Origin of the sequence: Streptomyces sp. NPDC012794 (assembly GCF_042901085.1) — a bacterium.
GTDB lineage: Bacteria > Actinomycetota > Actinomycetes > Streptomycetales > Streptomycetaceae > Streptomyces.
In genome coordinates, this window is sequence record NZ_JBIBCI010000051.1 from 1 (window position 1) to 3,135 (window position 3,135).

At 73.2% G+C, this 3,135-nt stretch carries 4 protein-coding genes; 3 read left to right on the forward strand and 1 reads right to left on the reverse strand.

Annotated features, from left to right (window positions below; genetic code table 11):
- Positions 1–95: adenosylhomocysteinase (locus ACFY7H_RS34000; protein ID WP_351857368.1), on the forward strand; the 95-nt coding region annotated here is incomplete at its 5' end.
- 93 nt (positions 96–188) lie between these two features.
- Positions 189–806 (forward strand): hypothetical protein, encoded by a 618-nt coding sequence (locus tag ACFY7H_RS34005; protein WP_388946572.1) that lies wholly within the window; start codon positions 189–191, stop codon positions 804–806.
- Here ACFY7H_RS34005 and ACFY7H_RS34010 read toward each other — a convergent pair.
- Positions 803–1,702, reverse strand: coding sequence for an RDD family protein (locus tag ACFY7H_RS34010; RefSeq protein WP_388946575.1), 900 nt, complete (start codon positions 1,700–1,702; stop codon positions 803–805). The two genes, ACFY7H_RS34005 and ACFY7H_RS34010, sit on opposite strands and share 4 nt — an antisense overlap.
- A 111-nt stretch (positions 1,703–1,813) precedes the next feature.
- Between ACFY7H_RS34010 and ACFY7H_RS34015 the strand changes: the two genes are divergently transcribed.
- Entirely contained in the window at positions 1,814–2,821 is a 1,008-nt protein-coding gene (locus ACFY7H_RS34015; protein WP_388946578.1) for a stage II sporulation protein M, read from the forward strand.
- Positions 2,822–3,135: the final 314 nt, after the last annotated feature.

The following is a 3,135-nucleotide window of genomic DNA, read 5'->3' on the forward strand; positions in this document are numbered from 1 at the left end:
TGGGCGTCAAGCTCACCACCCTGCGCCCGGAGCAGGCCGCGTACATCGGCGTCAAGGTCGAGGGCCCGTACAAGCCCGACCACTACCGCTACTGATCCACCGCTACCGATCCCAGCGGATCCGCAGCACTCCAGGCAGGCCCCCGGCACCCGCGCCGGGGGCCTGCCCCGTACCCGAGGACCACAGCCATGCCCCGCGGCCGCTACTCGCTCCACGACCCCCACGACCGCACCCCGCTCGGCGAGGAGCACTTCCACTGCGCCCCCGGCCCCTCCGGCTGGCGCTACGTCGCCCAGCTGACCACCGCCGACGGGGGCCACCGCGGCTCGCTGGACCTGGCCATCGACGCACTCGGCCGCCCCATCCGTCTGGAGGCGAACGCCGCGAGCTGGCAGGTCCGCGGCGCCGCCATCGACGGCGTCACCTGGGTCCGCACCGACCCCACCGGAGCCGAGGCCACCGAGGGCAACGTCGCCGCCGCAGGCTTCACCGGCAGCTCCCCGGCCTTCCTCATCGCCACGGCCCGCCTGCTGCGCCTGCGCCCCGGAGCCCCCGCGACCCGCATCCGGCTCCTCGCCCTGACCGACCCGGTCCTCGCACCCCGCACCGTCGACCAGGCCTGGGCCCTGCTCTCACGCGCCGAGCACCCCACCGACAGCGGCCCGCTGGTGGTGGACGAGTACCAGGTCACCGCCCTCGACACGGGCGAGGTCCACCCCGTGCACATCGCCGGGGACGTGGTCCTCTCGGCACCCGGCATCGAACTGGAACACCTGGAGACCCCACCGTCCTCCTTCGAGGACTAACCAGGCGGAGCGAACCCGGTCCCGCGCGCCGGCGGTGCCACGGGGGCCACCGGCGCCGGAGCCCCGGACGGCACTGGAGCGGGCGCGGGCGCGGGGGTCGCCACCGGGACGGCGGCCGGGGGTGCCGGGGCCACGGCTGCGGCCCGGCTCACCGCGAAGGCCCGCGCGGCATCCCGGGACTGCCGTTCGTGCACCACCGCCATCAGGAACGCGGCAGCCGGCACCCCGGCCGGCGGCGGCGTCCCCGTCCGGGCCACCACGTCGTCCGCGAGCCGCACGGCCATCGCGGCACCCGTCTGCGGGTCCAGCTGGTTCATCCGCGTCAGGTACTGCCGGATCGCCAGCCACAGCCCGTCCGGCACCGCCGACAGGTCCAGCGCGGCGAACCGCCCCGCCAGCCACGGCGGCGGCGGGGGCACCGGCGTCACCCGAGCCCCCGGCACCCGCTCCCGGACCACCAGCGTCCCGGCGAACACGTCGCCCAGCCGCCGGCCCCGCTCCGACATCAGGGAGGCGATACAGGCGACCGCCCCGAACGTGAACAGCAGCTCCACGACCCCCAGGGCCCCGCGCACCAGCGCGTGCCGGAACCGGATCGGCCCGCCGTCCTCCCGCACCACCCGCAGCCCGCACGCCAGCTTCCCCAGCGAGCGGCCGTGGCTCAGCGTCTCCACCGCGATCGGCACGCCGACCAGCACCAGCAGGAAGCTCGCCACCATCACCGCGGCCCGCGCGGCTTCGTCGAGCCCGGCGGTCGCGTAGAGCAGTCCGACCAGCACCGCCACGTACCCGATGCCGTACACGGCCGCGTCGAGCAGGATCGCCAGCGCCCGACTCGGCAGCCGGGCCGGCCGCAGACCCAGGACGACCGCGTCTCCCGTCACAAGATCACTCACCGAGCGCACCTTTCCCCGACCTGCCCCGCCCCTGCGCACCCCAGTCTGCCAAGCTGACGACAGGAGAAGTAAGCCGTATCGGGTGGCCAGGGGCAGGGGAGCGGTAACGGGATGGATCTCGACGTCTTCGTGGCGGCCCACCAGACGGAGTGGGACCGCCTGGAGCAGCTCCTCGGCCGGGGCCGCCGGCTCACCGGGGCGGAGGCCGACGAGCTCGTCGCCCTCTACCAGCGCACCTCCACCCACCTCTCCCTGATCCAGTCGAGCGCCCCCGACCCGGTATTGACGGGCCGCCTCACCCAGCTCGTCGCCCGCGCCCGCTCCACCGTCACCGGCACCCGCCGCGCCGGCTGGCGCGACGCCGCGCGCTTCTTCACCGAGGGCTTCCCGGCCGCCGTGTACCGCAGCCGCCGCTGGTGGATACCCACCGCGCTGCTCTCCACGGCCCTCGGCGTGCTCATCGGCTGGTGGATAGCCACCCACCCCGAAGTGCAGAGCGCGATCTCGGCCCCGGAGCACCTGAAGGAGCTGACGCGGCCGGGCGGCGGGTACGAGACCTACTACTCCAGCCACCCGGCGGCTTCCTTCGCCGCCCAGGTCTGGACGAACAACGCCCAGGCCGCCGCCATCTGCCTCGTCCTCGGCGCCTTCCTCGGGCTCCCGGTGCTCTGGATCCTCTTCCTCAACATGGCGAACCTCGGCGTCGGCCTCGGCCTGATGACCTCCGCCGGCCGCCTCGACGTCTTCCTCGGGCTGATCCTCCCGCACGGCCTCCTCGAACTGACCGCCGTCTTCGTCGCCGCCGGTACGGGCCTGCGCCTGGGCTGGACGGTCATCGACCCGGGCCCCCGCACCCGCCGCACGGCCCTTGCCGAACAGGGCCGCGCCGCCCTCGGCATGGCCATCGGCCTGGCCGCGGTCCTCTTCGTCTCCGGCCTGATCGAGGGCTTCGTGACCCCCTCGGGCCTTCCCACCTGGGCCCGCGTCACCATCGGCGTCCTCGCGGAGGCGGCGTTCCTCGTCTATGTGTACGTCCTGGGCGGCCGGGCCTCCCGCGCCGGCGAGGCGGGCGACGTGGAAGAGGCCGACCGCACGGCGACCCTCCCGACCGCGGCCTGATGTGCGTACCGGCCGCCTGAGCTGCTAGTCTCCTCGTCGTCCCGCAGACCGTTGACACGGCCGCTGTGGGGAGGTAGATTCGAACGGTTGCCTCGAACTGGACAAGTTCGGCAGCGATGGTTTAACATCTCTCTCGCCCCCAAATGGAATTGAATTCCCGTGGGGCACAGTCGACTCCTCATTCAGGAAGCCGAAGCCCGGGAAATCCGGTGGAAAGCTTCTGATAGAGTCGGAGCCGCCGGAAAGGGAAAGCGCGAAAGCGCAGAACCTCGAAGGCGCCGAGGAAATCGGACACGAAAGAGTCTGATAGAGTC

Bases quoted from the DNA above. Each gene is read 5' to 3' on its own strand.
- ACFY7H_RS34015 (WP_388946578.1), top strand. From the start codon at position 1,814: ATGGATCTCGACGTCTTCGTGGCGGCCCACCAGACGGAGTGGGACCGC.
- ACFY7H_RS34005 (WP_388946572.1), top strand. From the start codon at position 189: ATGCCCCGCGGCCGCTACTCGCTCCACGACCCCCACGACCGCACCCCG.